This window comes from Paenibacillus sp. E194 (assembly GCF_000935845.1).
In the GTDB taxonomy this organism is placed as follows: domain Bacteria; phylum Bacillota; class Bacilli; order Paenibacillales; family Paenibacillaceae; genus Paenibacillus_B; species Paenibacillus_B alvei_B.
The window spans coordinates 1-20,445 of the sequence record NZ_JMDX01000103.1; the positions used below are offsets into that span (position 1 = coordinate 1).

12 protein-coding genes and 1 pseudogene are annotated in these 20,445 nt (G+C 49.3%); 3 read left to right on the forward strand and 10 right to left on the reverse strand.

Annotated elements, in window-relative coordinates:
- The 5 genes and pseudogenes from AZ66_RS15435 to AZ66_RS15455 form a co-directional block, all read right to left on the reverse strand.
- Window positions 1-1,163 (reverse strand): annotated as a pseudogene (locus AZ66_RS15435) (glycoside hydrolase family 3 protein); the annotation flags it as partial.
- A gap of 265 nt (window positions 1,164-1,428) precedes the next feature.
- Window positions 1,429-3,024 (reverse strand): extracellular solute-binding protein, encoded by a 1,596-nt coding sequence (locus tag AZ66_RS15440; protein ID WP_044355644.1) that lies wholly within the window; start codon window positions 3,022-3,024, stop codon window positions 1,429-1,431.
- Window positions 3,025-3,131: 107 nt separating this feature from the next.
- Complete coding sequence (locus tag AZ66_RS15445) at window positions 3,132-4,034, reverse strand: carbohydrate ABC transporter permease (RefSeq protein WP_044355645.1); 903 nt, start codon at window positions 4,032-4,034, stop codon at window positions 3,132-3,134.
- Between the two features lie 14 nt (window positions 4,035-4,048).
- Window positions 4,049-5,011, reverse strand: a complete 963-nt coding sequence (locus tag AZ66_RS15450; RefSeq protein WP_044355646.1) for an ABC transporter permease — start codon at window positions 5,009-5,011, stop codon at window positions 4,049-4,051.
- Complete coding sequence (locus AZ66_RS15455) at window positions 5,008-5,799, reverse strand: alpha/beta hydrolase (RefSeq protein ID WP_044355647.1); 792 nt, start codon at window positions 5,797-5,799, stop codon at window positions 5,008-5,010. Before AZ66_RS15455 ends, AZ66_RS15450 begins: the two co-directional genes overlap by 4 nt.
- A gap of 558 nt (window positions 5,800-6,357) precedes the next feature.
- On the opposite strand from AZ66_RS15455, the gene AZ66_RS15460 reads away from it, so the two are divergent.
- On the forward strand, window positions 6,358-7,329 hold the full coding sequence (locus AZ66_RS15460; RefSeq protein WP_231586894.1) for a serine hydrolase domain-containing protein: 972 nt from the start codon (window positions 6,358-6,360) through the stop codon (window positions 7,327-7,329).
- A gap of 25 nt (window positions 7,330-7,354) precedes the next feature.
- On the opposite strand, the gene AZ66_RS15465 is transcribed toward AZ66_RS15460, so the two are convergent.
- The 5 genes from AZ66_RS15465 to pdxR all read right to left on the reverse strand — a co-directional run bounded on the left by AZ66_RS15465 (window position 7,355) and on the right by pdxR (window position 18,119).
- A complete protein-coding gene (locus tag AZ66_RS15465; RefSeq protein WP_044355648.1) occupies window positions 7,355-8,269 on the reverse strand; it encodes a type II CAAX endopeptidase family protein in 915 nt (304 codons plus the stop codon).
- A 286-nt stretch (window positions 8,270-8,555) separates the two neighbouring features.
- Entirely contained in the window at window positions 8,556-11,657 is a 3,102-nt protein-coding gene (locus tag AZ66_RS15470; protein WP_044355649.1) for an efflux RND transporter permease subunit, read from the reverse strand.
- A 1-nt stretch (window position 11,658) separates the two neighbouring features.
- Window positions 11,659-12,699 carry an efflux RND transporter periplasmic adaptor subunit gene (locus AZ66_RS15475; RefSeq protein WP_044355650.1) on the reverse strand — a complete coding sequence of 347 codons (1,041 nt, stop codon included), beginning with the start codon at window positions 12,697-12,699 and terminating at the stop codon, window positions 11,659-11,661.
- Window positions 12,700-12,952: 253 nt separating this feature from the next.
- Window positions 12,953-16,480, reverse strand: coding sequence for a discoidin domain-containing protein (locus tag AZ66_RS15480; protein ID WP_044355651.1), 3,528 nt, complete (start codon window positions 16,478-16,480; stop codon window positions 12,953-12,955).
- A gap of 190 nt (window positions 16,481-16,670) precedes the next feature.
- Window positions 16,671-18,119 (reverse strand): MocR-like pyridoxine biosynthesis transcription factor PdxR, encoded by a 1,449-nt coding sequence (pdxR, locus tag AZ66_RS15485; RefSeq protein WP_044355652.1) that lies wholly within the window; start codon window positions 18,117-18,119, stop codon window positions 16,671-16,673.
- A gap of 445 nt (window positions 18,120-18,564) precedes the next feature.
- Here pdxR and AZ66_RS15490 point away from each other — a divergent pair, with 445 nt between their 5' ends.
- Entirely contained in the window at window positions 18,565-19,974 is a 1,410-nt protein-coding gene (locus tag AZ66_RS15490; protein ID WP_044355653.1) for a cytochrome ubiquinol oxidase subunit I, read from the forward strand.
- Window positions 19,958-20,445: cytochrome d ubiquinol oxidase subunit II (gene cydB, locus AZ66_RS15495; RefSeq protein WP_044355654.1), on the forward strand; the 488-nt coding region annotated here is incomplete at its 3' end. The genes AZ66_RS15490 and cydB, both read left to right, overlap by 17 nt.

A 20,445-nucleotide genomic window follows, 5' to 3' on the forward strand; every position in this document is an offset into this window, starting at 1 on the left:
GGTATTTGGCGTGCAGCGGCAGCATGCCGTTATTTTTCTAACAGTACGCAGGATTTGGCTGCCAGCTCGTAGGATGCCTTGCGATGCTCCGCACAGAATAGAATTTCACGCTCTCGTTCTGGATTCGCAGCGCGCAGCGGATTCTCGAATAAGCCCAGCTTGTCCTTGAGGCGCAGAATGCGCAGCACCGCTTCATCAACAAGCGCCTCATCTACCTTGCCTTCGCGGATAAGCTTCGGCAAATGATGCACATAGCACGGCGTCATCATCTCTATGTCCACGCCCGCTCGTATAGCACGGAGAGCTGCTTCGTGATCATTCTCAGCCGCACCGTGAGCAATCATTTCCCGTATGGAAGCCCAGTCCGATATCACAATGCCGCCGAAGCCCCATTCCTCACGCAGAATGCCGCGCAACAGCTTCTCATTGCCTGTCGCCGGTATACCGTCGACGGTATTGAAGGAGGACATGACCATCTCGCTGCCTTCATCCAGCGCTGCCTTGTACGCAGGCAAGTAATATTCGCGCAAGGCCCTTTCCGACATATCAACCGTGTTGTACTCGCGGCCTCCTTCCGGTGCCCCATAAGCGGCAAAATGCTTCACACATGCGGCCAGCCGCTCCGAATCTCCCTTTAAGTCTTTGCCTTGATAGCCGCGCACAAACGCCCGTGCGAATAAGCTGTTCAGATGCGGATCCTCGCCCGTCGTTTCCATCACTCTTCCCCAGCGCGGATCACGTACCAGATCGACCATTGGCGCAAACGTCACATGAATGCCCGAGACGGCCGACTCTCGCGCTGCGATTGCCGCACTCTGTTCTGCGAGCTCCGTATTCCACGAGCAGCCGATCGCGAGCGGGATCGGGAAAATGGTCTTGAAGCCGTGAACGACATCGGCCATGAACAGAAGCGGAATGCCGAGGCGACTTTTCTTCATATAATTCTGCTGCACATCGATTACAGCCTGCGCTCCGGACAAGCCAAGCACAGAGCCGCTCGCCGCAACCATCTGCTCGGTTATGCCCATTTCCTCCATCGGCCCCGTTACCTGCCCTTCGCTGTCCGAGCCTTCATGGAAATGTCCCGTAAGCTGCAGCAGTTGAGCAATCTTCTCTTCCAATGTCATCTGTTGTACAAGCGCTTTAAGTTGTTGATTATCCATAGTAGTTCCTCCACGGTTCGAATTCTCGTATGAAAAGTTCATTGCCTGGTCATCGTTCGAAGAGATGTTCATTTTTCATTTCCTTAAATAGTGCTTCTCCTTCCTCAGGGACTTGCGCAATACTTGACTCCGTAGTGCTTGCACCAAGAGCGCAATCATCGATTGTGCAAATTCCTCATTGAGAAGAAATATTGTGGAAAAGAAACCCGGCAGCAGCAATCCCTGTGCTCAATTGGCATACCGGGTTCGTTCAAACAAATCGCACCTATTTCAAATTGTTCAACTCATCCAGAGCCGGCTGTACGAGTGACATTTTGCTCTCCACCCACTTTTTCCAGTTCGATTCCAGATCACCGCTCTGCAAAATAAGATTCGTATACTCCGTCTCGTAAGTGAAAGTTGCCTGGTTCTTCACCTTGGAATCGTGCAATTGAACCGTCCAGTCATAGGCGGCCAGCTTACCGCCCTCTTTGCCCAGCTTCGCCTTGTTCTGATAATGCAGAACGGAGCGGTCGCGATATTCCTTCTTAATCGCCGGGTTAATGATGCTGAAGTCGTCTCCTAATAAATACAGCCCTTCGAAGCGGCTTGGATATTTGTCTTCAAGCGATGTCCCTTCCGGCAGCAGGCTTACAAGCTCCTTGTTGTCGCCGTATTTCCAATCCTTGCCCTCGAAGCCCATGTTCAAAATCATTTGTCCTTCTGTGCTAGTTGAATAATCCAATAAGTCCATAACCCGTTCAAACTTCTCTTTACTGATGTTCGGCGAGAAAATGAGTGCCGACCAGAAATTCGCCTGCTCCAGATTGCGATATTTGCCGTCGTCGCCAAGCACGATCGCAGTATGAACAAGATCGTCGCTGCTCACGCCCAGGTTTTTCTGCATATCCTTATCCACGTCTTGTCTAAAGGAAGCCAGACCGCCAAGGCCGGCTACTGCCGCTGCGCCTTTCACGCGGAAGTTGTCGCCTCCCTCGCTGTTTTTCCATGTATAGAACTCAGGATTCAACAGTCCTTCCTTGTATGCCTGCTGCATCAGCTTCAAGCCGACCAGCGTTTCTGGATCCGCTGGCCCCCAGTGATATTTTCCATCCTCACCTTTATAGAAGGCAGACTCCACACGGGAATGCTCACTGTTCGGCATAATGATGTTCACCATTGCATCTCCTGCATTGAAGGAAAGAGGTACCAGATTCGCACCGACCTTGCCCGGATCCTTCTCCTTCACCAGCTTGGCAAACGTCATTAATTCACTTGTCGTATAGGCATCCTTTAATTCAAAGCCAACAGCCTGTGCCCAGTCCTTGCGCAGAACAATAACGCCGTTTTGGTTGACAAGCGGATCAGCAGGCTTGTTCTCGTAGTACACGGGACGTGGCAGCAGATATGTGCCACCCTTCAGCTCTTCCAGCTTCTCGCCAAGCCCAGTCAGCTTGTAGGCAGTAGCCACGTTCGGCCAGCGCTCCTTCCAATCGTCTGGGAACTTGTACAGAAGCCCTTGGTCGATATAGTTCATCGCGTCGCCGTGAATATAGTTCCATGTAGCCACGTCAGGCAGATCTCCGGAGCTGACCCACAGCCGCAGTTTCTCCGCCCATGAATCCCATTCAATGAAGTTGTAGTCCCACTCCAGATTGAACTTATCCATCCAGAACTTATGGAACTCATTGTTCAATTGTCCGTCCTTCAGATTTATGGTGCTTGCCACGGAAATTTTGAGTTTGTCCTTGTAATTTCCGCTTTCATCCTTCTCGTTGCCTCCTTGCGCTCCCTCCTTCGAGCATGCCGTAGCCAGCAGCATTACCAGACATAGCGAGAGGAGAAGAATTGATCTTACCGACAGCTTTTTGACTGCTTTCATGTTTTGTCGCCCCTTGTTTTTTGGATAATAGATTTTTGATGCATACATGCATACTGAATATTGCCGTCATACCATCATGCAAAAATAACAAAAATCTATGTGTATCATCAGGTCTTAATTGCCCCTGTTAACACCCCTTTGGCGAAATGCTTCTGAAGCAGAGGGAAGAAGCACATGATAGGCACCATCGTGACGAACACCGCAGCCATCTTCATCCCCGTTGAAAAAGCTTGCTTGCCGACAGCATTTACGCTTGACGCATTAGATGCGTTCGTCGTCGATTCCACAATAATGGTGCGAAGCACGTTCTGCAGCGGAAGCTGCTCTGCCTTGCGCAGGAAGATCATCGCATCATACCAGCTGTTCCAATACGCGACACCATAGAACAGCGTAATGGTTGCCATAATGGGCGCGGCCAGCGGAAGTACGACGGAGAACATAATTCTCCATTCGCCCGCTCCGTCCAAGCGTGCGGACTCCATCAGCGATTCCGGAAGACTGTAGAAATAGTTCATCATTAATATCATGTTGAAGGCGCTGAAGCTGCCGGCAAAAATGACAGACCATAATGTCCCGGTCAAATGCAGGGATTTCATGATCAGGTACAGCGGAACAATACCGCCGTTGAAGATCATCGTGAACAGCACAAGGAAAAAGATGATCCGCTTACCCGGAAACTTGCTTCTGCTAAGTCCATAAGCCATGCTGCTCGTCAGGAACAGGCTTAGCGGCAAACCGACAATAAGCAGCTTGAAGGTGTTCCAGTATCCCATAAGAATACTTCCGTCCATGAAAAGCGCCTTGTAGGAGGCCAGCGTTGGATTTTTCGGGAACAGCATGAACGGATTGTCGGCGTACTCCTTCGGCGTCGAGAATGAAATCATAATGACGTTCCAGAATGGAATGAGAATCAACAGTGCAATACCAAGTAGAATGACAAATAAGATATAGTCGAGAGCAGTCATCTTTTCTCTGCGGAACGAAGACCGCCGTGCAGTTTTCTTGCTCATTGTTGCATCCCCCCTTATCGGAATAGCCCGTCTCCGCCCAGCATTTTCGCTACTCGATCGGCAGCAAGCAGCAGGATCATATTCACCAGAGATCGGAACAAGCTGACCGCCGTTGAGAACGAGAAGTCAGTGGAAGATTGGAAGGTGATCCGGTAAATGTACACATCCAGCACCTCGGACACATTCTTCGTAGCTGCATTTGCCAAGTTGAAAATTTGATCAAAGCCCGATGACATCAGTCCGCCTACGGACAGAATGAACATGACCGTGACGGTAGGCATAATGTTGGGCAACGTAATGCGGAACACCTGCTGCATCCGTGACGCCCCGTCAATCTGGGCAGATTCGAATTGATCCTGATCGATTCCCGAGATGGCAGCCAAGTAGATAATGGCTCCCCATCCGGTCGATTTCCAAATGTCTGTAAGCAGCAGCATCGGAACGAACGTGCTCTCTGACCCAAGAAAATTAATCGTTGGCAGTCCAAGCAGCGTCAGCGTGCTGTTCACAAGTCCATCATAGGCTAGTACATTAATGACAACCCCTGACACGATAATCCATGACAAGAAATGGGGAAACGTCAGCACAGTTTGAAATACCTTTTTCCCACGCTTCATTCGGAGCTCGTTCAGCATGAGCGCCAGCAGGATCGGGAATGGGAATTGAATGACCAGCTTAATGATGTTAATGTACAGCGTCCGCCACAGCGCATCGAGGAAGGCTGGATCACGGAACACGTACTTGAAATTTTCAAACCCGACCCACGGACTGCCCCAAATGCCCAGGTTCGCCTTATATTCCTTGAAGGCAAGCGATAAGCCCCCCATCGGCAAATACGCAAATAATAGAAGCCAGATCAGCCCAGGAAGGAGCAGCGTATATACCATTCGATGCTTCCATATTTCACTGAACAGCGCTCCCAGCTTCGAACGACTCTTCAGCTTGCCGTCTGGCCCCTGCAAGGCTGCAGATTTCACATTGCATTTCCCCTCTCAGTTCGCTTCTTGTTGTTAAAAAGAAAGTCAAACGCTGTCCTCAAATGCTTCTCCCAAAATACCCAGTCATGGGTGCCTGAATCTTCAACATAGTGGAAGTGGAACCCGGATGAGGGAGCTGCATTCATATACGCAGCAAACGCTCGATTCATTTCGATAAAGGGATCTTCCGAACCGCAGCAGCACAGAATGGACGGCATCAAGCTTCCCGTTTCCATCCTCTTGGCAGCTAGCGCATATAGATCCTGCTCGGGCTTCACGAGTAAATCCATGCCAAACACCGCCTGCATCTCTCTCACCATTCCTTGGGGCATATCGGGATCGCGAAGTCGGCGCTGCATATCGGTAACCCCGGACAACGATACTGCCTTGGCGTATCGCTCGGGATAGGTAAGCGCACATTTCAAAGCGCCATACCCACCCATCGACAAGCCGGCTATGTATGTATGCTCTGGCTCGACATTCAACTGGAGCAGCTTGCTGCACAAATCGGGAAGCTCTTCGGTAATGAATGTAAAGTAGTCGAGTCCATACGCCATGTCTGTGTAATAACTGCGATTAGCCTCTGGCATAATTACCGTGCAATTGTGACGCTGTGCATATTGCTCAATCGTCGTCAGTCGCTGCCATGTGCTCGCATTATCACCAGCACCATGCAGCAAATAAAGCGTACTGCTTGGCGGAGTTTGCGATTCCAAGGGATAAATCACGTGAATGCTCGTGTTCATTCGCAAAACGTTCGACCCAGTTTCTATCGTTACATGCGCCATATGTAATCCCTTTCATTTTCGTATTTTTGAAATCATAGGGCTGACTAACTTTAGATCTGTTCATTGGCTGCTTTACTTCTTTGTTACTGTTTTACTGCTTTATCTGTTCAGCAATTACGCTAAACCGTGATCCAGCTACGTCTACTGCCACGTAATATCACAAGCAGAGTACACCTGATTGCGAAATGTAAGCGATTTATTCGAATCGTTTCGACACAATCATAGATCTCTGATCCTGAATCTGTCAATGATTTTTTGATACAATCGATTAAAGGTATGAACAAAAACTACTTTTTATTGATAATAACCCAATTTTTGAGACATAAAACAAATAGAAAGCGATTACTATAGACTCATTGACAACGAACTAGAATCAATGACATACTTGCATTATAGATTTCATCACCACTCACCGAAACGTTTCTATTCAGTGATGACGCGTGATTCCACGATTTTCATAAAGTGATTTAGTTCACGTTTCTACATAGGTCATTCATGACATGCACGGCAATGAATTTTGGTCACAACAGAATATCTCGAAATAAGAATGTCAACGAAATGGATTGTACGGATATTGAACATATCGCTCCTATCGAGAAGGGAGAACTAGAGATGATGAGAGCCTCATGCCTAACCGAGTTCGTGAATCGAGTTACGGCAGAAAATTTGCAAGTGGAATCTGTACGTGTTCGTCAGGACGGGGAGTTGATCGGAAAGTGGGATCAAAAAGAAGACAGCCGACGGTTGCAGCACTCCATCAGCAAATCGTTCACATGCATGGCCGTTGGTCTTGCCTTCGAGGAAGGCAAGCTGACCCTGGATACAACGCTAGGCGATGTATTTCCGCAATACGCTCTTTTGCATACGGAGCCAAATCCCCTCCTTCACCCTGCAAGCATTAAGCTGCGCGAATTGCTTCGCATGTCTTCCGGGCATGATTCTCCCCCGCTCTGGGCAGAGGAACGAGCTTCGCTGCAGGAAAAGGACTGGGTTCGCTATTACATGTCTCTGCCTTTGGATAGAGTGCCAGGAAAACGATTCACATACAGCAGCGGAGATACCTTTATGATCTCAGCAATGGTGCAGGCAGCCGTCGGACTAACGGTGCACGACTACTTGCGTCCTAGGCTGTTCAAGCCGCTTGGGATTAGAGAAGAGACATGGGATTCCTCGCCGCTTGGCGTAACGCTGGGCTGTGCCGGGCTTGCACTTACGAACGAAGAACTGAGCCGCTTCGGCCAACTGCTTCTGCAGCAAGGAGTGTGGAACGGAGCACAGCTTGTCCCAGCCGATTGGATTCAGCTTGCAACGAGCAAGCAGATCGACAATGAAGGCAGCCTTGACTGGTGCCAAGGCTACGGCTATCAATTCTGGATGTGCTCACATTATGCCTATCGGGCGGATGGCGCGCATGGACAGTTCTGTATTGTCATGCCCGATAAGGGTGCCGTGATCGCCATCAATAGCCAGGAAGATCGGCTTCAGGACATTTTGGATGCGATGTGGTCAGAGATTTGGCCGATGCTATAGGTGTGGAATTGTTAAAAAGCCTTAGTTACATGACCTGAAGTACAAAGATGAGAAGTGACAGGAAAATCGGGATTAGCCAGCTATACCCTTTTCTACTATCCATTTGACTGGTGCTGTTGTGACTCTCCTTGCTCTGTTCTTTCTTGGCAATGATTCGCAACAGCATATACCCTAAATAAACAGCCGGAACAGACAAGGCTCCCCATCCTCCTATTATCCAATAATTCGGGGGGGCTTCCGTTGAAGTGACGCCCATGACGAGGTCTCCACCCTTCATATATGAACCGATGACATAGGTTGTATTTGTGGCCAAGTGAATAACTATTCCCGGCCAGATCGATCGGGCATGAAGCACGATTATGGCTGAAACCCATGCGGAAAAGAACAACTCCAGCAGCCGATACGGATTGTCGTGAAATAAAGCAAATAGGAGAGCACTCATCGCCGCTGCAAACCATTTCCCCTTTTCCTCATATCCGGTCAATAGCACACCTCTAAACAGCAACTCTTCACATATCGGAGGAATGATCCCAATAGCCATGATGAGGAAGAGCAGCGAAGTGAAGTCAGCAGCAAGTGGATAATAGGACATCTGATACGAGCGTCCAAGGACATTTGAAATAAGCTCAGTAACTTGATGGATGAACAGCATTGGAACTTGACTGATTCCGTAAATTAGGAGGCTTAGCAGCATGGAACTTAATGATACGTGGCGCAATTTGAATACAGCCTTCCATGACATTCGCTTGCTGCCAATAAATAAAACGGAAGGAAGTACATGCAGGCCAATCTGTGCAAACATGACATAGAGCAAGAACAGGCCCAAGTTTGCGTACAACGGCTGCTTGTCAGGAAAAATAAAAGTGGATAGAATATTGCTTAATACATAAGAGACAAGGAACAGCCAGCTCGCATGCAATGCATGTATTCGTTGAGGCACCGGCACCTTTTCCTTTCCAAGATATCATTTCCCATCTACACATTCATTCCATTATCGCTATCTACTTCAGCATTCTAGTAGAAGCACAGTCATGTCTATCAACCCAGAAATGAGAATAATAGGCAAATTAAGCGTAAGCTGTCCGATTCAACATGTCAATTCTTTTATGTACCGGTTGGAGTTGGCTGTATATCACAAAGAAAAAGCTCCCACAAACGACTGTATTCGATCGTAGGAGCTTTGCTATATACTAAGTTTTCTTCGATCAAACTGTTGGTGATTCCAATTAATTAGATACTGTTGCTTCGCTTACGTTCTCCACCTTATTTTTGCGTGTGAACAAGCGCTTCATCCAGTTCGAGAAATCATCCAAATACGTGTACATAACGGGCACCAGCAGCAGCGTAAAGATCGTCGAACAGGACAGACCGAATATTACGACAACCGCCAATGGCGCTTGCATTTCCGCGCCTTCCCCGATGCCAAGCGCAAGCGGCAGCAAGCCGAGCACTGTCGTTAACGTCGTCATGAAGATCGGACGAATCCGGCTCGGCGCACCTTGCATGATGGCCTCATGGCGATCCAATCCGCTGCGGCGTTGGATATTGATGTAATCCACCAATATAATCGCGTTGTTGACAACGATACCCGCGAGCATAATGACCCCGATAATCGCCGTTACGCTCAGTGGTGTGCCCGTAAGGAACAATCCGCCAATAACCCCAATGAACGTCGTCGGCATCGCGAACATAATAATGAACGGATACAGCAGCGATTCGAATTGAACCGCCATCACGACATAGACGAGGAAGATAGAGAATACGAGTGCAATTCCAAGATCCCCGAATGCTTCCACCATATCTTCACTCGCTCCGCCCATGGAGTATGAATACCCATCTGGGAAATTCATTTTCTTCAGCGATTGTTCAATGTCCTTCGATATGCTGCCCAGGTCTCTGCCCGCAATATCAGCCGTAACGTTAATTTGACGCTGCTGATTCTCGCGCTGAATCATGACAGGCCCTTGGAGCTGATTGAACTTCGCAACAGCAGACAGTGGAATTAACTGGCCATTCTGCGATTGAATCGTTAAGGCATTCAATGCAGCGATACTGTTGCGTTCTTCCTCCGGCATTATGACTCTCACATTATATTCATTGCCGTCTTCCCGATATTGGGTAGCCATCTGCCCATTCATGGCAAGCGAAATCTCGCTCAAAATTTGCTGATAGGAGATGCCATAGGAAGCGGCCAAGCTGCGATCGACAGTAATGTTCAACTCCGCATTGCCTTCCGCTGCGGAAGACTCTGCATTGTATACCCCTTGTACGTCAGAGATCATCCACACCACTTGATTCGCAACTTCCTCCAATACCTTCTGATCCTGGCCATTCAGCTTGATGTGAATCGGAGCGCCTGCACTAAATCCTGATTCCTGTGCAGAAACGGTAATGTCTGCGCCTGCAATATTGCCTGTCGCATCCGTTAATTTCTGCATCAGTTCTTTAGTCTTGATATCCCGCTCCGAAGCGCGAACGAGTTGAACGGTGAACGTAGCAGAATTCGTTCCGCCTCCGCCGAATCCTCCACCGCCGCCAATCGATTGCGAGGCCGTCTCAATGATGCCCTCATAAGGCTTGAGCAGGGCTGCCACTTCGTCAGCGGTCTTCTTCGTCTCATCCAGACTTGTGCCGCTTGGCGTCTGAACCTTGATCTGAATTTGCCCTTGATCCCCGCCAGGCATGAATTCCATGCCAATGAACGGTACGAGGAAGAAGCTCCCTACAAGTAAAGCAATCGTGGCAAACACCGTCGTTTTACGATGTCCGAGCGCCCATTTCAATATCTTTTTATACCCCGTAACAAACCCGCCGAAGAAGCGCATATACCAGCCCTTCTTCTCCTGCTGCATGATCTTCTTCTCGGATACGATCTTCGACGCCAGCATCGGAATGAGCGTAATCGCCACAACAAGCGATGCAATAAGCGAGAAGCAGACCGTCAGTGCAAGCGGACGGAAGATATCGGCAGTCAAGCCTTGAATGAACACGATCGGCAGGAACACGACGAGTGTTGTCATTGTTGAGGCGATAACTGCAGAAGCGAGCTCAGATGCCCCCTTCACGGCCGCCTCCTTCATGGACATGCCCTGCTGTCTGTAGGTAAATATATTTTCCAATATAACGATAGAGTTATCGACCATCATCCCGATGCCGAGCGCAAGCCCGCCCATCGAAATGATATTGAGCGTCTGCCCCGTGAAATACATGAGCGTAAACGTCGAAATAATCGCAATCGGCATGGAGAGCGCGATAACGAAGGTCGAGCGTACGCTACGCAAGAAGAGAAGCAGGATCACGACGGCCAATGCGCCGCCGCTCATCATATTGCCGATGACGCTGTCGATCGATTGACGAATGAAGGTCGACGTATCGGACACTTTCTTCAATTCAATACCTTGCGGCAATACATCCTTCATCTTCGCGAGTCCCTTGTCGATGTTATCCGCAACCGCTACGGTATTCGCATCCGATTGTTTCTGTACCGATAGAACGAGGGCAGGGCTGCCATCTACTAACGTCAGCGAGGTTTGCTTCTTGAACGTATCCTTGACGACAGCTACATCACTAACTTGAATTTGTCCCCCACGCGGCAAATGAATGATAGTCTGCTTGATGTCATCTACGGAACCGTATTCGCCCTTCACTCGGATTTGCAGATCCTGCACACCTTTCGGTACAGAGCCCGCTGCCTGAGATTTATTTTCTGCGTTGATCGCCTGCACCACTTGAGATGGCGTAATGCCGTACCGCGACAGGCTTGCACGATTAAGCTCAACGAGAATTTCGCGTGTTTTGCCCCCAGCAACAGAGACAGATGCAACCCCGCGTTCCCGTTCCAAGGTTGGAATGATGGTCTTGTCCGCAAATTCTTGAAGCTTCTCTGGAGATGCGCCCGTCAAGCCAAGCGTAATAATCGGCATCTGGTTCGGGTCGAACCGAAGCACGGTCGGATCATTGGCATCATCAGGAAGCATCCCCTTCACTTGATCGACCTTCTCCCGGACATCGATCAGGGCGTTGTCCATATTCGTGCCGGTCTTGAATTGGAGCATGACCAGCGAGGAATTCGCCTGTGACTGAGACGACAGCGTGTCAATCCCTTGAATCGTGCTCAGAGAAGACTCCAGCGGTCTGGAGATCAGCTTCTCAATTTCCTCTGGAGCCGCCCCTTGATAGGAGGTCGCGACCACAGCAATCGGCACATCGATTTTCGGGAAAAGGTCGATTGCAAGACTGCGCAGACTGAACAAGCCCAGTGCTAGAATCGCCAGCACGAGCATCATTACGCCGATAGGACGCTTAACGGAGACGTCGATTACTTTCACGTTAGCGTGCCCCCTCGACAATTTTGACTTTATTGCCGCTTGTCAGTGTCAGCTGTCCTTTGACAACAACCTGGTCATTCGGTTTAAGATTGCCCTTCACCGCCGTCAGCTTGGATTGCGCCTCAAGCACCTCTACCGCTTCCTCGACAGCTTGTCCATCGCGAATAACGAATACGTGCGAAGCACCATTCTTCTCGACGATCGCTTCTGTCGGCACGAGCAAGGCATCCTTCAGCACTTGCTGATCAACCAAGAACTTGGCCGTCATGCCCGGCTTAATCTCCTCCTTCTTGTTCTCTGCCTGTGTTTCCAGTGCGTAAAATCCAGATTCGTTCGCCACAGGAGACAAGAATGTAATGTGCGCATTCATGGTTTTGCCGAGATCCGGCAGCTCCACCTTGACTTCCTTCCGATTTTGCAGAAGCAGCATCTGATTAGCGCTCACATTTGCCGTGAACTTGATCGGGTTGGTTGACACGATCGTGAACAACGGCGAAGTGCCTGCAGCAATCTCGCCTTGCTCGGCCGCTACACGCACTACCTGACCACTGATCGGCGCCTTGATGGATGCGTCTGCTTTACGATTGCTCGCTTGCTGAATACGGAGCTCGGCCTGTTCGATACTGCGCTTCGCCTGATCCAATTCAAGTTCAGACGCCTGTGCATTATGCAGCGTTTTATATTGATCCTGCGCCTGTTCCAAGCCCAGCTGCTCCAAGCGGAGCTGAATGTCGAGATCGTCTGCCTTCACACTTGCCAGAGTCTCGCCTTTGCTGACGGTGTCACCCTTCTTCACGTTTATTCGGCTCAGTTCGCCGCTCAGCTTCGGCATCACCTCGACAGATCGGCTTGCACTCGCTGTCCCAATCATCTCATTGGTCTGATTCAGCGCCCCCTTCTGCACGGCCGCTACCTGCACAGGCGTCTCCTTCTCCTGTGCTCCCTGCATTGGCTGTTCTGCCTCCGGACTTCCGCATCCTGTTGCGGCTCCGAGCATAAGCAGAATGCTCCCCATAATCAGCCAACGTCTTCTCACTGCCATAATTGTCCCACTCCCCTTTTGTCTATCATGTATGAAATAATCCCCCTAGCATTTCAGCGCAGCCTACTTACTAAAGTTCTAGTTATATGGTTTAGACGTAAAATATCAGCTGCTCCCCTTATGATAACACGATAATGAACCACGGGTCATTCCGTAGAGTGGATAAAGATGTGAAGATTGCGTGATGTTGATTTTCCATCTGCACACCAAAAAACCTCGCCTCCACCAAGGAAGCGAGGTTTTACCCTATCTGTTAATTCGGTTCAAGCTGCGACATGAGCGTCTTCATCTCATCAATCGGACGATTGGCATCGTATGGGTATCGGTTCAGCACTTCGAGCAGCAATTTGTACCATTTCCCCTTGTTGCCGATCTTCGCCAGCATATCATCCATGGTAGCGATCAACTGCTTGTATTCAGGAATTTGCCCTGGTGAATATACCTCAAACTCGTAGAAAGAGTTGCCGAAGACGGTTGCCCGCTGGATGCCTTGGAACTTCACGTAGCGTGCTAGCGTTGTATCAAATTCGAGAATGTCCATTTTACCCTTGGACTCGATGATTCCGCCTTCACCGGAAATATTTCTCCAGTTCGTCTTGTCATCAGATACAAGAAGCTGATACTTCTCCGCATAGGCGCCTTCCCATTTAATAATTACCTTATTGATATCCTTGACCTCTCCCAAGTCTACAAGGAACCAAGCATCATCCACATACTTGCTGGCCCAGCGAGTAGACGGATTGCCATCTACAGCCTTATCCGAGGAATAGTAAGGAAACTCTGGTTCCGAAGATTCCGTAGCCTTCTGCAAAGCCAGATTTTCCGTGCTGAGCAGCTCGATTGCTTTGTTGTAGATGACCACATTATCCAAGGTGCCCTTGAAGGCGTTCGTCTCGCTGCCAATGCGAAGCGTCGGCAAGACAAGCGTATTCATCTTTGGATATTGCATTTCCAAACGTTCCACATACTCATCAATATTGACGAATAGTGATACGCCCTTGTCATCGCCCTTCAGCAAGATATGGGTCCACTTGTCTTCTGGAACGACGTAATTGAAAGTACTGTCATAATGCCCTTTGCTGAATCCAAGCTTGCCTGTCTTGCCCTGCTTCAGCTTCAAAGTGCCTACAGGCGATTCCATCAAGACAGCGTCATCTGGATTATCCTTGTCCGGCTTGATCCATATGGACGCGGTCCAACCGAACCCAATCGCATCAACTGGCGTCTCGATGTAGCTCTTGCCGCCTTTGAAATGCGCGCCCTGTTCATATTTTCCTTCCGTTATATCCACATTGACTACCTTGCCATCAAATCCATTGCCCGAGCCATCCTTAAATCCCTTCTCGAACATGTACTGCATAACGAGATTGTCTGGATTGTTTACCGTAATTTTGTGGGAACGATCGGCATTCGGCGCATCACCGATCACCTTTGTACGATTGTTAAATTGCGCAAAGGATTTATCATCGCGCGTTCCCGTCCACAGCTTCTCTGCCACGACCTGTATGCCAGGCAGCAATCGGATATGCGCATCGTCCATTGACAAGCCATTCGCTTCAGATACGTCATTCCACATCGAGAACATACCACCCTTCACGCGCGGATGGCCAAGTGGCAGCGATGTGTTCTCCCACTTGTTCGGCTCCCACTCATCGTACAAGAATTGCGAATTCAAGTAGTTTCCGTATAGGGTAGGCACGATGTACATGTATACATTCTGCGAGTTGATGACATCATAGCCGAGATCTACCGCCTGCTGTGGCGCACCGTATGGCTCATACCAGATGTCCATCGTTGCGTCATTGCTAATCGGCGTCGTTCCGGTATATTGGGTCAAGCCTCCCCACATGTGCGGGTGCTTGCCTTTGCTGTTAATATGCTTCACGAGTGTATCCATGTACCAACGGTAGCGCTCGATATCCGGACCCCAATATTCATCCGTGCCAATATGCACTTCTGGCCCGACGAATGTTGGGTCACTTCCGTCTATATACTCATTGAATAAGTTCTTGATGAATTCCACGGTTTCCGGCTTAGAAATATCCAAATGGGAATCTTCTCCAAGCGCCGGGTTGTAGGTCGTGAATGCGCGAGAATGTCCGGGTGTGTCGATTTCCGGGATGATATTAATGCCATAGTCCATGCCCATGAGCTGCAAATCCTTGAATTCTTGCTTCGTATAATGCCCACTGGTACTTGCAAGTCCAGGATATGTCGTGCTTTCTAAGCGGTAAGCTGCACGTGTGCCATCTGCGAATGGCTCCCCGACGTCATCATTCAAGTGAATTTGGAACATGTTCATCTTGTACCATGACAACAGCTTCACATAATCGCGAAGGAAATCGACCGTGAAGAATTTGCGGGCTACGTCGATCATTAGTCCACGCTTCTCATACTTCGGATAATCTCTTGCTTCACCTCGTGGAATCGTCAAGTCCTTATTCTGCTTAATGATTTGGAGCGCTGTTCTCGTTCCGAAGAAAGCTCCCTTAGCTGAAGAAGAGGTAATGGATACATACTCCCCTACCTTGAATACGTTTCCTTCATCGCCAAGCCATGATAATGACGGATCAATCGACAGATATAAATCCCCAGATTTCGGCGTCCCAGAAACTACCGTAAGCTGGTATCCCGTCAGATCCAATACATCTTCGCTAGTCAGCTCTGCCGCCTTACGGAGCAAGGACTCATCCTTCGGATTGACTACAATTCGCGAAGATTTCTTTAACTTGAAATTGCCCGAATCCCCATACCATTCGCGCAGAGAAGGGATCACTTCCGGCTCGGGATTGCGATCCGATGTCTGTTTATGCAAGCCTGGAACGATTACGGGGATACTTCCTGACAGCAGCTTCCGGTCTGGACTATTCTGATCCTCCACCTGAATCATCAGATTCACCTTGGCGTCTACTAGCGGTGTACGGATGTTGCCTTCACGGTCGATGACAGGAACCCTGTCGCTGCCAAATACACTGACGCTGTAGCCTTCCGGCACTCCTGCAGTGGACCAATCGAGCTTCGTCTGTCCGGCTTGCACCGTGAGCGCTGCCGTCACCTTGTCAATGACAGATTGCAAGTCATTCAATTGATACACCTCAAATTCAAAAAAGGAATAGCCATACAGTACTCCATCGACAGGAGCACGCTTCACACCTTGGAACTTCACATAACGAGCTTCGAGGGAAGGGAAATCAACCGTCTCCACACCGCCCTTACATTGGATGGAACCATCGTTGTCCTTCACATTCGTCCAATTCTGAGCGTCATCCGATACGAGGATCTTGTATGTATCGGCCGGCGTTTGCCAACGGATTACGACACGATCGAATGCTTTTTTCTCTCCGAGATCTACATAGAACCATTGATCATCTTCCTTCGCCGAAGACCATCTTGTATTCCCTTTTCCGTCTACAGCCAGCTCAGGCCCCAAATAATCTACTTCATTACCGGAGGAAAAGGCTGGCTTATGCAGAGCTAGATTCGTTCCGCTAAATGTAGCAGCCGCGAGGAGGCGAGCAGCTTCCTCATTGGAGTCCCCAATTGGATTCGAAATGATATTGCCGTCCTTGTCATACACGACATCTGTAACGCTCGGCGGAGTCCCATCACCTTTATCTGGTTTAGATAGGACTGAGCCTTCATCTTGATGCTCCACCTTTACATTCTCCTGCCCGTTTGTTTGAGCATACGCCTTAGGCTGTACTACTGTAAGCGTCGAGGTCATGACAACCATCAAACTGAGCAGCATCGAAACCGCTTTCAAATACATAGATCTCTTCATTATTTCCCTCCATCTCATCTAGTTATCGGATAGCATAGTCCCTCCTTCTTCCTCCCTCCAATCTCATCTGCGCCCAATTTCGCAAACGCTTTCTTTTTCTTTCCTCTCTATCATATTACAAAGAAATGCAACTAGAAAGGAGGAACTTTCCAATTGCATTTCTTTTTTTGAATTTCTACTCCGGTATGAATCATTTTGCTCGCTGCTGTGATGCATGAATCGCTTGAGCAAATCGCGCTATTCCTAACCCAATTTCATCCTCATGCGGCCTTGCATACGTAAACCGGACATACCCAGGTTCTGAACCGTAGACCGTACCAGGATTATAGAGAACCCCTCGCTTTATGCTTTCCTCTAGCAATTTTGCATCATGAACGGGGGTTCTCACTTTGCACCATAAGTGCAGCCCTCCTTGTGGAAGGGAGTACGCCACCTCCCCCGGAAGTTCGCGCTGCAGCGCATCGATAAGCAAGTTCCGTTTCTTGAGGAGTTCCTGCCGCAGCCGTACCAAATGGCGGTCAAAATAAGTTTCCGACAGCAAACGTGCGGCGATTCGCTGCGGCAGCACACTCATTCCGAAGTCGATTTGCTTTCGTTCAGCAGCAAGCCGCGTGATAACAGACTGCGGGGCAACCATCCATCCGATCCGCAGGCCTGACGCTACAATTTTGGATAATGAGCCAATATAAATGACGGTATTGTTTGTATCAATCGATTTCAACGTTGGCGGTGGATTGCCTGTGAAGGACGTCAGACTGAACGGATCATCCTCCACAATGGGAATGCCTAAGCTGCCGCAAATCTCAAGCAATTGTTCCCGTCTAGAGGGGTCAAGCACACGGCCCGTTGGATTATGGTAATTCGGATTCACGAATATCATCCGTATGTTGTGCTCTCGATACAAGGACAATATCCCTTCCGGACATACCCCCTTCTCGTCTACAGGCAGGCGAAACAAGCGCAAGCCCGCCGAGTGAAACATCGGCAGAGAATAATAGTAAGAAGGATCCTCGATCGCGATCGCATCCCCAGGCTGAAGCAATCGGCGAGTTATTAAATAGAGCGATTGATGAGACCCTGATGTAACGAGAATCGATGATGCTGTCGTTCGAATGCCGCGATATTGATGTAAAGTGGTGGACAGAGCCTCCCGCAGCGGCACATAGCCCTGAGGATCGTCATAGCTCATGTCCTCATGCAGCAGATGCTCGCTCAAAAGCATCCGCATCTCTTCATTTGGCGACAAATCGGGTGACAGTTCTCCGCTGGCAAAGTCTATACAGTTGCTGCCCGAATCCAGTGCGGAACGAATCAATTCGGCGTATACCGGATCAGGCTGGACTAGCTTGCAGCTATCTAAATATTGATGCCAATCTGGCGTTTGTTGAGAGTCTGCCCCCCACTTCGACTTGCTTACTCGAGTACCACTACCGACCATGCTTTCAATAATGCCTGCAGCACGCAGCTCTTCATAAGCTTGAACGATTGTGCTTCGATTTACATGTATTTGCTCGGCAAATTTGCGTTCCGATGGAAGGACGCTTCCCGGAGAAAATTCACCGTTATAAATGCTGCGCTCAATATATGCGGCAATCTGCTGATATAGTGGTTGATTGCTGGAACGATCCGGTTGCCACATGGAAATACACCTCTTGCTTTCTTGGTCTGTGATTTTTATCACATATAAATAAGTATATCATTGCTCTTCGTGATCTCGTACTGACCCTTTTCATCGAAACGTTGTCAACTCTGTGTCAGTCTCTTGAACATGGATGACCCCGCCCTGTTGAAATGGATGGCGACATCCCATCCAGTCTGCTCTAAGATAATGCTGAACGTGAGAACTTCACTTGACTGGCTGCCAGTGCCATATGACAAGAGTATGTACGATGTGTGCAATGATGTGTGCTGCGATGTACGTACAGCCTCGTCAAGCTCATAACTTAACGCTTTTCTTAACGACTGAATCTTAACGAGTGTCACACTCATAGCACCACATAACGTGAAGACATTCACATTATTCGAATCTCACAGACCTTTTTCTTGTTGCACGACGATCACATTTTCATCACAAGGAGGCCTCTATGGATCAGGTCATTCTCGCGCGAATCCAATTCGCATCAACAACATTATTCCACTACATCTTCGTCCCCTTGACGATTGGACTGGCGTTTTTAATCGCCGTATTAGAGACGCTCTATGTCGTCAAGGGCAAGGAGATTTATAAGCAAGCTGCCTTGTTCTGGAGCAAATTATTTCTGATTAACTTCGCAGTTGGCGTCGTCACCGGCATTTTGCAGGAGTTTCAGTTCGGGATGAACTGGTCGAATTATTCCCGCTTCGTCGGTGATGTGTTCGGGCCATCGCTTGCCATCGAAGGTCTGCTCGCCTTCTTTATGGAATCCACCTTCATCGGCTTATGGGTGTTCGGCTGGGAGCGCTTATCGAAGCGCGTTCATCTCGCTTGCATCTGGATCGTCTCGATCGGTACCGTGTTGTCCGCGTTCTGGATCTTGACCGCCAACTCGTTCATGCATGCGCCTGTCGGATATGAATTCAACAATGGACGGGCAGAGATGAGCGACTTCTTCGCACTTATTACGAATCCGCAATTGTGGCTGCAATTTCCGCATACGCTGTTCGCCGCATTCGCAACCGGCGCCTTCTTCATGTCAGGCGTCAGCGCTTGGAAACTGCTGCGTGGACACAATCCGGACATGTTCCGCCGTTCGTTCCGCGTCTCGATTACTGTTGCCTTGATTTCGTCCGTCATCGTTGCCTACATTGGGCATGCACAGGCGCAGCATCTGCTCACTTCTCAGCCGATGAAGATGGCAGCGGCCGAGGCGCTCTGGAATACGAGTGAGGATCCGGCACCGTTCACGTTATTTGCCACAATCGATACGGAAAAGAAAGAGAACTCGTTCAAAATCCAAGTCCCATATATGCTCAGTCTGCTATCGTACAACAAGCTTAGCGGCAGTGTGGAAGGGATGAATCAGATTCAAGCTCGCTATGAACAGAAGTATGGACCAGGAAATTATATTCCATCGGTCAAAATGACGTTCTGGAGCTTCCGCATGATGGTTGCCGCAGGAGGGCTCATGTGCCTTGTCGGCATTTACGGACTGATGTTGTCCCGCAAGAAAAAGCTCGAGCAGCACCCATGGTTCTTGAAGCTGATGGTTGGCATGATCGCCTTTCCGTTCCTCGCCAATTCGGCGGGATGGCTTATGGCCGAGATGGGTCGTCAGCCGTGGGTTGTGTTCGGAGTTATGCGTACAGAGGACGCCATATCGCCTACAGTTACGGCGGAAGAACTTCTCTTCTCGCTCATTGCGTTCACGACCATTTATGCGGTACTCGCCATTATCGACGCTGTTCTCTTCGTCAAGGTAATACGTATAGATGAGCAGATGGAAGAACCGGAGGAAGAAGATATGAAGAATTACGATCCATTTGATAAGGAGGTAAGGCATGCTATCGCTAAATGAGTTATGGTTCATACTCGTCGCCGTGCTGTTCGTCGGCTTCTTCTTCCTCGAAGGATTTGATTTCGGCGTAGGCATGGTCGCCAGGTTCCTCGGGAAGACGGGTCATGAGCGCCGCATCATTATCAACACAATCGGTCCTTATTGGGATGCGAACGAGGTATGGTTAATTACCGCTGGCGGGGCTATGTTTGCCGCCTTTCCGGAATGGTATGCGACGATGTTCAGTGGCTTCTATATCCCATTCGTCGTGCTGCTGCTGGCGCTTATCGCGCGCGGTGTCGCGTTCGAGTTCAGGGGCAAGATGGATTATGGCGCTTGGAGGAAAGCGTGGGATGCCGCGATTTTCATTGGCAGTCTGCTGCCTCCTCTCCTATTCGGTGTCGTATTCGCCAATATCATTCGCGGTGTGCCAATTGACGGCAACAAGGAAATGGTCGGAAGTGTGCTTGACCTGCTAAATGGCTACTCCCT

Coding starts and splice junctions, on each gene's coding strand:
- AZ66_RS15440 (WP_044355644.1), bottom strand. CDS start 3,024: ATGAAAGCAGTCAAAAAGCTGTCGGTAAGATCAATTCTTCTCCTCTCG.
- AZ66_RS15445 (WP_044355645.1), bottom strand. CDS start 4,034: ATGAGCAAGAAAACTGCACGGCGGTCTTCGTTCCGCAGAGAAAAGATG.
- AZ66_RS15455 (WP_044355647.1), bottom strand. CDS start 5,799: ATGGCGCATGTAACGATAGAAACTGGGTCGAACGTTTTGCGAATGAAC.
- AZ66_RS15460 (WP_231586894.1), top strand. CDS start 6,358: ATGGATTGTACGGATATTGAACATATCGCTCCTATCGAGAAGGGAGAA.
- AZ66_RS15475 (WP_044355650.1), bottom strand. CDS start 12,699: ATGGCAGTGAGAAGACGTTGGCTGATTATGGGGAGCATTCTGCTTATG.
- AZ66_RS15480 (WP_044355651.1), bottom strand. CDS start 16,480: ATGAAGAGATCTATGTATTTGAAAGCGGTTTCGATGCTGCTCAGTTTG.
- pdxR (WP_044355652.1), bottom strand. CDS start 18,119: ATGTGGCAACCGGATCGTTCCAGCAATCAACCACTATATCAGCAGATT.
- AZ66_RS15490 (WP_044355653.1), top strand. CDS start 18,565: ATGGATCAGGTCATTCTCGCGCGAATCCAATTCGCATCAACAACATTA.